Origin of the sequence: Peptostreptococcus stomatis DSM 17678, from assembly GCF_000147675.1 — a bacterium.
GTDB lineage: Bacteria > Bacillota > Clostridia > Peptostreptococcales > Peptostreptococcaceae > Peptostreptococcus > Peptostreptococcus stomatis.
Genome location: NZ_ADGQ01000034.1, coordinates 1 through 10,549, shown reverse-complemented (window position 1 = coordinate 10,549; position 10,549 = coordinate 1). Strand labels below are relative to the sequence as shown.

The window sequence follows — 10,549 nt, the reverse complement described above, 5'->3', positions numbered from 1 at the left end:
TCTTTTTTATGCATAAAATAAGGCTGACAAAAGGTTAATGTATGATTTATATAAGGGGCATAAGTAGATAAAAGTATATAACAATATATAACAGGTTGAGATCAGTTTAATTATAATGATAAATTTGGTCTTTATTTATTTTCAAAATAGTACATAAGACTATAGGTCTAATTAGGCTTATGGAGGTTTTATGAATAATTACGAGATTGGAATGATAGGAGAAGAAGCAGTAGCCCTTTATCTTGAAAGAATAGGCTGTAGGATAGTGGACAGGAACTACAGGACCAAGAGGGGTGAAATAGACATAATTTTTGTTGAGAATGAAGTTTTGGTCTTTGGTGAGGTGAAGACCAGGAATAGTACATACTTTGGCAATCCTGCCCAGGCGGTTGATTCAAAGAAGATGGCCAGGATTATTTGTCTTGCCAAAAATTACCTTTCCTCAAAGGGCAGCTTGGATTACCCAGTAAGGTTTGATGTATTTGAAGTATATTTCAAAGAAAAAAAGATAAAGCATATAAGGAATGCATATACTATAGGAGGTAATATATGATTAACAAGATCAAGTCAGGTATGGTCATGGGGGTAGATGGTCTAATAGTTGACATAGAAGTAGATATATCCAAGGGTATGCCCTATTTTAGTGTGGTTGGCCTAGCAGGCACAGAGGTTAAAGAGTCAAAGGAGAGGGTTAGGTCGGCAATTATAAATAGCGGTTATGACTTCCCCCTAAATAGGCTGGTCATAAACCTGTCACCAGCAGATGTCAAAAAGGATGGGTCTTACCTAGACCTTGGTATATGTGTAGGCATATTGAGGGGCAAGGTTAAAAAATCAGATGACTACCTGGCTGAGTCCGGCTTTTTAGGAGAATTGTCCTTAGATGGCAAGATCAAAAACATGAGGGGGATCCTGTCTATAGTAATCAGGATGAGGAAAGAAGGGATTAAGAGGGTTTTTATACCCATAAGCAATTACCCTGAGTGCAGGGAGATAGAGGGTATGGAAGTTATAGGTCTAGACAGCGTTAAAGAGTGTATAAAAATCCTTAATATGGCACCTGATCAAATGGAATCCTATTTGGCTAGTAAGTACATTAACCTGTATGGAGATAAAAATAAAGAACATAATAAGGAAGATAATGAAGAAGATAAAAATGAAGATAAAGAAACTGAAATGCCTGTAGGCAAACCTGGAATTATGGAGGATGACTTTTATAACATAAGGGGAAATATAATAGCAAAGAGGGCTGCCATGATAGCAGTTGCAGGTGGCCACAATATGCTTATGATAGGACCTCCAGGTACCGGTAAAACAATGATAGCAAGGTCCATCAAGACCATATTGCCCAGGCCCAGTATCAAGGAAGAATTAGAAATAACCCAGATATACAGTGCGGCAGGACTCCTAAAAGAGGGGGAGGGGATAAAAAAAGTCAGACCCTTTAGGCAACCCCACCATACTGCTACCAAGATATCCATTATAGGGGGTGGTGTCAAGGCCAGCATGGGGGAGATTACCCTTGCCCATAGGGGGGTCTTATTTTTGGACGAAGTAGCTGAGTTTTCCAAGCAAATACTAGAAGCCCTAAGGCAACCAATTGAAGATTCTATGGTAAATATTTCAAGAATCAACCACAGTGTGACCTATCCAGCTGCCTTTCAATTGATAGTATCCATGAACCCATGTCCATGTGGCTACTACAAGAGTCATAAGGAGTGCACGTGTAGACAGTACGAAATAGACAAGTACTTAAGCAAGATATCCGGACCTATACTTGATAGGATGGATGTCTTTTGCGAGGTGGGAAAGGTTGATTTTGAAGACTTTGACGATAGGTCGCAGAGGATGACTTCTAGAGAAATCTTAGAAGTAATCGAGTCTGCAAGGAATATTCAAGCAGATAGATTTAAAGACAGAGACTTCTATGTAAATTCTCAAATGACAAGTGAAGATATAGAAAAATACTGTTATCTAGACCAAGATTCGTCCATGATGGCGTCAAGGATATATAAAAAGTATGGTTTAAGTAATAGGTCCTATACCAGACTCTTGAAGTTGGCTAGGACTATAGCAGACCTTGAAGCTAGGGAGACTATATCTAGCAAGGATCTCTTAGAGGCTTTTTCCTATAGGAAGGCCTATTACAAGTACTTTAATCGCTAGATGAAACAAGGAAAATATAAATTTTACAGTGGGACCTTATTGCTAGATGTATGTATAGAAGTTGTAGGTATATTTATAGGATTTATAGTAGGTGAATTTGATTTGGAGGATAAGTGATGGATAATTTTTTTATATGGGCCAAGGAAGTTATTGGAATAGGTCCTAGGAATATGAAGCTTTTCTATGAAGAAAACAAGGACGGCTTAGAGGAAATATTTATGGATGTAGATTTCAAGGGATCGATTGGAGAATCAGTTAGCCAGACGAGACTTATGGATTCTGCCAGTCAAATAGGGTCAAGAGACTTTATAGGTTGGATTTTAGACCTTGGTAAGACCTACTTTTCTAAAAAAATCATGGATAAGATTAGCAAGTATGGATACAATCAAGCCCTTATAGATGAAATAAAAAATAATGTCAGGATAAACAAGGCTTCATATGTATGCTATGATTCAGAAGACTATCCTGACTTATTGAGAAATGTATATGACCCACCCTATATCCTTTATTACTATGGGAATATAAGTGTGGCAAATGCCTATCCTCTATTATCAGTTGTAGGAGCCCGCAAGTCTACAGACTATGGAAAAAATGCCAGCAAGTACCTGGTCAGGGACCTATCAGAAGCTGGTATAGGCATAGTGAGTGGTTTGGCCCTGGGTATAGATTCCCATGCCCACAGGTACTGTATGGAGGGTGGGTCTCCTACCATAGCCGTGATGGGGACTTCTATAGATAATATATATCCCAGGTCAAATACCAACCTATTTAAGGAAATATTAGACCAGGGTGGCCTTATTTTATCAGAAACTGGACCAGGCGGCCAAACCTTTAGGGCTAATTTTGCCATGAGAAACAGGATTATAGCTGGCCTATCCAGGGGAACCCTGGTAATTGAGGCTGGTAAAAAGAGCGGGTCTCTTATAACTGCCACTTACGGCCTGGATAATGGCAGGGAGGTCTACCTGGTGCCAGGAAGTATTTTTTCAGACCTATCATATGGTTGTAATGAAATGATAAGTAGGGGAGGAAAAATTGTACTGAGTAGCAAGGATATACTAGAAGATTATGAAGCTTTTTATTCTTTTGATTCCTTAAATAACAAAAAAAATAAGAAAAATACTGGTAATAATGACTCTGTTTGTGATAATATTAGAAATGATAAGTTAAAAAGGCAACAATTTTCTGAACACGAGTGTGCTATTTTGAAGCTTTTATCCGAAAAGGGGGCCTTAGAAATTGACAAGATTTCTCTTTACCTTAATATTGAGATAGGAGATGTCATATTTTGTGTCAATAATTTATCTATGATGGATTATATTTTTGAGGTGGGTATCAATACCTACCAATTAAATAGGGTCCTTATAATATAAAAAATGGAGGTGTTGTTTGTGCCAAAAGCTTTAGTAATAGTTGAGTCTCCAGCAAAGGCAAAGACTATCGAAAAATTTCTAGGCAAAAACCACTATGTTGTAAAGGCATCTGTAGGACATATAAGAGATTTACCCAAGAGCAGGTTGGGGGTTGATATAGATAATAATTTTGAACCCGAGTATATAAATATTAGGGGTAAGGGACCTGTAATAAAGGACCTTAAAAAAGAGGCTAAGAAGGCCTCAAAGATCTATCTGGCAACCGACCCCGATAGAGAGGGGGAGGCAATCTCCTGGCACCTATCCTATATACTTGATATAGATCCTGAGAGCCAATGTAGGATAGAATTTAATGAAATAACTAAGGATACAATAAAGAAGGCTATAAAGAAGCCTAGGCAGATAAATATAGATTTGGTTGATGCCCAACAAGCCAGAAGGGTTCTGGACAGGTTATTGGGTTACCAGATAAGCCCAATCTTGTGGCAGAAGATCAGGAGGGGCCTAAGTGCTGGTAGGGTCCAGTCGGTTACAACCAAGTTGGTATGCGATAGGGAGACAGAAATTGAAAATTTTGTGCCTGTTGAATACTGGTCCTTGGATTTGATTTCAGAGGTGGATGGATGTCCAGTTGAATTTTCTTTTTATGGTATAGATGGAAAAAAACTTGACCTAAATAATGAAGACCAGGTCAATGAGATAATTGACAAGATAAAGGGATCTAGTCTTCTTGTTAAGAAGATAGATACAAGGACTAGGAAGAGGGCTGCAGTTAAACCATTTACCACTTCTGTATTACAGCAGGAGGCTGTAAATAGGCTGGGCTTTACTACCAGGAAAACAATGAAGATAGCCCAGGAGTTATATGAAGGAGTAAATGTAAAGGGTGAAGGCAGCCTTGGTTTGATTTCTTATATCAGGACTGATTCGCAGAGATTGTCTGAAGAGGCCAAGTCTTCTGCCAAAGACTTTATATTGAATTCCTATGGACAGAAGTACCATTCAGAAACTAAGGACAAGAAGTCCAAGTCTAAGACCAATTCCCAGGACGCCCATGAGGCTATCAGACCTACGTCCGTTTATAGGCATCCAGAAGAGATAAAGGCCTCTTTATCAAATGACCAATACAGGTTGTACAACCTAATATGGAAGAGGTTTGTAGCAAGTCAGATGGCAGATGCCCTATATGAAAGTATGAGTATAGAGGCAGAAATTGGCCAGTATACTTTTAAGGCATCTGGATCAAAGCAGGTTTTTGATGGCTTTACCAGGGTTTATGATTACTATGATAGGGAAGACAAGATTCTTCCTGAAATAAAACTCAATGATAAGTTGGGGCTTAAGGAGATTGATCCAGAGCAGCATTTTACCCAGCCACCTGCCAGGTATACAGAGGCAAGTCTGGTAAAGACACTGGAAGAACTGGGGATTGGTAGACCTTCAACGTATGCACCTACTATAGGAACTATCCTGACTAGGGAGTATGTGGAAAAAGTGGGGCCAGCTATAAAACCAACTGAACTTGGAAAGATAGTTACAGAGATACTAGAAGAGAACTTTGAAATGTTGACTGATGTAGACTATACTGCCCAAATGGAATCTAGACTTGATAAGATTGAAGATGGTCTTGAAAACTGGAAAGATGTGGTTTCAGAATCATATGCTCCACTGGCATCATCCATCAAAGAAGCTATTGAAAATATAGAAAAAATTAATATGGATATAGAGACCGATGAAGTCTGTGAAGTCTGTGGGTCTAATATGGTAATCAAGCATGGTAGGTTTGGCAAGTTTATGGCTTGTAAGAACTATCCGGAGTGTAAGAATACCAAGCCTATAGTAGACAAGGTAGGGGTCAAGTGTCCAAAGTGTGGAGATGGGGATATAATCATAAGGAAGTCTAAGAGAGGTAGGGTATTCTATGGTTGTAGCAATTATCCTGACTGCGATTTTGTAGAATGGAACAAACCTACAGGTCAGGTATGTCCTGACTGTGGATCCCACATGGTTGAGAAGGTAACTAAGAAGGAAAGCAGGTCAATCTGTTCGAACAAGGATTGTATAAGCAATCAGAAGCCTAAGAAGGGCAAGGACAAATAGGTTAATACCTAATATGATAAGACTAATAATATAAGGGAAAAATCAAAAAATTATTAGAATATAATGAAAATTATAAAAATGCTTATCAAAATAGTTGAAAAAATATACAAATTGTGGTAACCTTAACTTGTGTATATTGTTTAAATTGTGTGTATTTTTAAAAAATAAGGTCACACTAGGTTTAGTTCAGATAATATTAAAAAAGACCAATAAAAAAATATATGATAATTAATAAAATTAGGAGGGGGTACCACATGACAAGTGAGTTGTTATTAAACACGAGAAAGATAAACAAGACACTTCAGTCTAATGCAGGGACATCTGTTTCTTTTGATCAGTTGTCAGTTATACTAAGTGATGTACTTGATTCAAATGTCTACATAGTTAGCTTGAAGGGTAAAGTATTAGGACACCATCTACAGAAGCCGGAAGATAGTTCAATAATTATCGATGAAGATAGTAATAAGAATGTCTTCCCAGCTGAGTATACAGAAAATATCTTGAAAATATATGAAACTAAAGAAAATATATCTGGTGAAGAAGCTCTAAAGTTCTTCCCACATGAACAAAATAGGTTGGCTAAGTTTACTACAGTTGTACCTATATTTGGTAGTGGAGATAGACTAGGAACACTTCTATTATCTAGATATAACAAGTCTTTTGTGGATGAAGACCTGGTAGTTGCTGAATATGCAGCAACAGTTGTGGGTCTAGAGATAATCAGGGCTATCAGTGAAGAGATGGAAGAAGATATGAGGAAGAAGACTGTGGTTCAGATGGCCATAGGAACACTTTCATATTCTGAACTTGAAGCAATAGAGCATATATTTAATGAATTGGATGGCGACGAAGGATTACTAGTTGCCAGCAAGATAGCAGATAAGGTTGGAATTACCAGGTCTGTAATAGTAAATGCATTGAGAAAGTTTGAAAGTGCGGGAGTTATAGAGTCTAGGTCACTTGGTATGAAGGGTACTCATATTAGGATCCTAAATGACAAGCTGCTAGACGAACTGGCAAAGGTAAGATAGGAAGATATATTACTATACTTTGTGAGTGATCGTTTGTAAGTCACTTGTAAGTTACCAGTATATATTATGTGCGTTAAAAGTGGCGTTAGGGTGATGTATTACCTTAGCGCCATATTTTTTAGGAGGAAGATATGCCATTAGCAGATAAGTACAGACCTACTAGGATAGAGGATGTCGTTGGTCAAAAACATATTATTGGTAGGGGTAGGCTCTTGAATAATATGATAGAAAAAGCCTATTTTCCAAATATGATATTTTTTGGTCCGCCGGGTGTAGGTAAGACAACAGTGGCTGAGATAATAGCAGCCAGGGCAGATAAGAAGTTTTTTAAAATCAATGCGTCTAATTCGTCTATAGATGATATAAAGAGGGTTATAGCCTCTATAGGTAACCTTGATGCCCAAAAGGGAATCCTCCTATATATAGATGAAATCCAGAGTTTTAATAAAAAACAACAGCAGTCAATTTTAGAATTTATAGAGAATGGCCAGATAAGCTTGATTGCAAGTACAACAGAAAATCCCTACCACTATGTCTACAAAGCCATCCTAAGCAGGAGTATAGTCATGGAGTTCAAGTCTATTTCTTTAGAGGATATAGTCAAGGGACTTGAAAATATAGTGGGCAGGTACAGGGAGGCCAGCAATCTAGACCTGGTTTGTGACATGGAGGCCTATGAGGCAATGGCAAATGCATCCGGTGGTGATATGAGGTCGGCAATCAATCTCTTAGAGTTGGCCATAAGTGAGTCCAGGTTGGATAAGGATGCCAGGGCCAAGATTGATATGGGTGTAATTGAGGGCTTGAACATATCTACTAGCTATAATTTCGATACTAGTGGGGATGTCCACTACAACCTATTAAGCGCCCTACAAAAATCAATAAGGGGCAGTGATCCAGACGCAGCCATATACTATTTGGCCCGCCTAATTAAGGGGGGAGACCTGGCGAGTATCATTAGAAGGCTCTTGGTCATAGCCTCAGAAGATGTGGGTATGGCCTATCCCAATGCCATAGTGATAGTCAAGGCCTGTCTTGATTCAGCCATGCAAGTGGGCTTACCAGAGGCAAGGATACCCCTGGCCCAGGCCTGCCTAGTCCTTGCTACAGCTCCTAAGTCTAATTCAGCCTATATTGCTGTGGATAGGGCCCTGGCAGATATAGACAGTATGGTCCAGGATGATATACCTAACCATCTCTTGGATGCCCATTATAAGGGGGCTCATTCCCTAGGTCATGGCAAGGGGTATAAATACCCACATGCATATCCAGACCATTATGTAGACCAACAATACCTACCAGATAATATGGTTGACAAGGTCTATTACGAGCCACAGAATAATAAATTTGAAAGTCAGATAAGGGACTTTTTGAATTATTTAAGGGATAAAAAGTCTGAATAAAGGCTAGAGGTTGGATTTTATAATTTGTATAAAATAGAGAGAATCTTGAAATTTTAATAAAATTTTAATCTTGACTTTTTTACTAGGATATAATATTATAGACGTAGAGTTAATTCGTATCAATTTACTAGGAATTAATTCGAGAAGAGGTGAAAACAATGAAGCTTTCAACTAAGGGTAAGTACGGTTTAAAGGCAATGTTTGAACTAGCTGTCAGTGGCAATGAAAATGAACCAGTTCCACTAAAATATATTGCCAATAGGCAAGAGATATCAGATCAATATTTAGAACAGATTTTCTCAGCACTTAAGAAGGCCGGTTTGGTCAAGAGTGTGAGAGGGGCTCAAGGTGGTTATTTCCTATCAAAGCCTGCGTCTGAGATAACTGTAGCAGATATCTTGAGAGTATTAGAAGGGGATATGGCTTTTACAGAATGCTTGTTGGATGAAGATGCCTGTAAGAATTTTGATTCATGTTCAACTAGGTATGTGTGGGCTAGGATCAAGCAGGCAATTGAAGATGTTACTATGTCTATATCCTTACAGGATATGGCGGATGATTACAATTCAAACTTCAACTACAGGGAAGATGACATTACTTTAAAAATGAGAGAAATCAAATAACTCTTAAATATATTTTATCGATGAAAAGAAGGGCCTCGAGCTCTTCTTTTGAGTTTACAAGAATTATGGAGGAAAAATGAAAAGAGTTTTGTTGGGTATGAGTGGTGGCGTAGATAGTTCAGTTGCCGCCTTTCTACTACAAAAAGAAGGTTACGAGGTTGTAGGTGCGACCATGGCCTTATGGGACTTTAAAGACGGAAATAAGGATACTTCAATCGAGGACGCAAGGGTTGTCTGTAATAAGTTGAAAATTGACCACCATGTCCTGGATTTTAGGGAAGACTTTAAGGACCTTGTTGTAGACAATTTTATAGATGAGTATTTTGCTGGTAAGACACCAAATCCGTGTGTTTTTTGTAATAAGACAATTAAGTTTGGGCTTTTATTTGATAAGGCCAGGGAACTCGGCTGTGACTATGTGGCGACCGGCCACTATGCCCTGGTAGACTTTAATGAAAAAAGTGGTAAATACGAAATAAAAAAGGCATCGAGTGATAGCAAGGACCAGACCTATGTCCTATACAACCTAAACCAGGAAAAATTGGCTAGGACCCTATTCCCAATAGGTAAGTATGACAAGGATACTATTAGGGATATGGCCAAAGAAATTGGCTTGGAAGTCCATAACAAGCCTGATAGTCAAGATATATGCTTTATACCAGACCATGACTATGAAGCTTTCTTGAAGGAGAATTCCAAAAAGAAGGTAGAGGTTGGTAACTTTGTAGATAGGTCAGGCAAGGTCTTGGGCAGGCACAAGGGTATAATAAGCTATACAATAGGCCAGAGGAAGGGGCTAGGTATAACCTTTGGCAAACCTACCTATGTAGTGGCTATAAATGGCCAGGACAAGTCAATAGTCCTTGGGGATAATGATGACCTCTTTAAGACTAGCTTGACTGCCAGGGATGTAAATTTTGTCGAATGGAGTCAGGATGAAGTTGTTGGTCCTATAGATGTTTATGCAAAGGTAAGATATGCGGCCAAGCCTGCACAAGCCAAAGTGACATATATTGGCAAGTACAGGGTTAGGGTCGACTTTGTAGAGCCTCAAAGGGCTATAACAAGTGGTCAGAGTGTAGTATTCTATTCTGAAGATAGGCTCCTTGGAGGGGGTATTATAGAATAGGATGTACAGTATATAAAAATTGGTAAATTATATGACAGAATAAGTATGTTTATTAATTTTGGTTGATTGTATAATCAAGTTGAACAATTAAATAAAAAATCCATAGCTATACTTCTGTGGTAGAATGTAGGTGTTAAATCAACAATAAACCAAAGGAGTTATAGCTATGGATCATGTATGTTTTACCACAACTAGACACGAAAAAGGGAAACATCTTTCTTATGATGAACGAGTTTTGATTCAGATTCGCTTGAAAGATGGATGGTCATCTAACAAAATTGCTGATGAAGTCTTCTAAGATGAGCTTGACCTTATATATCGACAGACAGCTTTGTAATATGCATTTTTAGTTATCAATGTTCAACTTTGTATATTTGTAAATAATGTGAGACATTTTTTAGAGAGAAAATAATAAAGATTTGGTATAATGGTTGGAGATTATTCTCCAACCATTATTTCCCTGATTTCAATAGGAGATAACCAACCTAAAACCTGCATAGGCAATCTGTTAGACTTATATAAATATCTTTTCATTTGTATAATCAAATCGTCATACAAACCTAATAGAGCATCCACTTCTATATGTTTTTACTTCGTGGTATTTTGTTTCTAAAGTGTGAGGCAAATATCTTTGTTTTTGTGCTATAATAGTATTCATAGAGAGAGTTCCTTTCGTTTTTGATTTGTGGTTATTTCAATTATACAGGATATTCTCTCTTTTTAT

At 38.0% G+C, this 10,549-nt stretch carries 8 protein-coding genes and 1 pseudogene; 8 read left to right on the top strand and 1 reads right to left on the bottom strand.

The genetic code is table 11. The features are described from left to right. The first annotated feature begins 190 nt into the window (after positions 1-190). From HMPREF0634_RS03150 to mnmA, 8 genes are all read left to right on the top strand, one after another. Complete coding sequence (locus HMPREF0634_RS03150) at positions 191-553, top strand: YraN family protein (RefSeq protein ID WP_007788919.1); 363 nt, start codon at positions 191-193, stop codon at positions 551-553. Continuing rightward, a complete protein-coding gene (locus HMPREF0634_RS03145; protein WP_007788921.1) occupies positions 550-2,166 on the top strand; it encodes a YifB family Mg chelatase-like AAA ATPase in 1,617 nt (538 codons plus the stop codon). Before HMPREF0634_RS03150 ends, HMPREF0634_RS03145 begins: the two co-directional genes overlap by 4 nt. Before the next feature lie 116 nt (positions 2,167-2,282). Beyond that, entirely contained in the window at positions 2,283-3,539 is a 1,257-nt protein-coding gene (gene dprA, locus HMPREF0634_RS03140) for a DNA-processing protein DprA (RefSeq protein WP_007788922.1), read from the top strand. A 3-nt stretch (positions 3,540-3,542) separates the two neighbouring features. Then, on the top strand, positions 3,543-5,639 hold the full coding sequence (gene topA / locus HMPREF0634_RS03135) for a type I DNA topoisomerase (protein WP_408634984.1): 2,097 nt from the start codon (positions 3,543-3,545) through the stop codon (positions 5,637-5,639). Between the two features lie 254 nt (positions 5,640-5,893). Then, positions 5,894-6,670 carry a GTP-sensing pleiotropic transcriptional regulator CodY gene (codY, locus tag HMPREF0634_RS03130; protein WP_007788930.1) on the top strand — a complete coding sequence of 259 codons (777 nt, stop codon included), beginning with the start codon at positions 5,894-5,896 and terminating at the stop codon, positions 6,668-6,670. Positions 6,671-6,801: 131 nt separating this feature from the next. Continuing rightward, positions 6,802-8,073, top strand: coding sequence for a replication-associated recombination protein A (locus HMPREF0634_RS03125; protein ID WP_007788920.1), 1,272 nt, complete (start codon positions 6,802-6,804; stop codon positions 8,071-8,073). Positions 8,074-8,231: 158 nt separating this feature from the next. Further along, positions 8,232-8,696, top strand: a complete 465-nt coding sequence (locus HMPREF0634_RS03120; protein WP_007788923.1) for an RrF2 family transcriptional regulator — start codon at positions 8,232-8,234, stop codon at positions 8,694-8,696. Positions 8,697-8,772: 76 nt separating this feature from the next. Further along, positions 8,773-9,825: a tRNA 2-thiouridine(34) synthase MnmA gene (gene mnmA, locus HMPREF0634_RS03115; RefSeq protein ID WP_007788927.1), complete on the top strand. Its 1,053-nt coding sequence runs from the start codon at positions 8,773-8,775 to the stop codon at positions 9,823-9,825. 553 nt (positions 9,826-10,378) lie between these two features. Here the strand turns inward: mnmA and HMPREF0634_RS10145 are convergent. After that, a pseudogene (locus tag HMPREF0634_RS10145) lies at positions 10,379-10,483 on the bottom strand (IS481 family transposase); the annotation flags it as partial. Positions 10,484-10,549 lie beyond the last annotated feature (66 nt).